Below are 218 nucleotides of genomic sequence, written 5' to 3' on the forward strand. Positions count from 1 at the left end.
TTAAGACTCGGTTTCCCTTCGGCTCCCCTATGCGGTTAACCTTGCTACAGAATATAAGTCGCTGACCCATTATACAAAAGGTACGCAGTCACCCCATAAAAGAGGCTCCCACTGCTTGTACGTACACGGTTTCAGGTTCTGTTTCACTCCCCTCGCCGGGGTTCTTTTCGCCTTTCCCTCACGGTACTGGTTCACTATCGGTCAGTCAGGAGTATTTA

The 218-nt window shown here is 49.5% G+C and carries 1 rRNA gene; it reads right to left on the minus strand.

Annotated elements, in window-relative coordinates:
* A 23S ribosomal RNA gene (locus F3J39_RS18730) occupies positions 1–218 on the minus strand; the annotation flags it as partial.

The sequence above is a fragment of the Pantoea sp. Acro-807 genome (assembly GCF_011752675.1).
In the GTDB taxonomy this organism is placed as follows: Bacteria; Pseudomonadota; Gammaproteobacteria; order Enterobacterales; family Enterobacteriaceae; genus Pantoea; species Pantoea eucrina.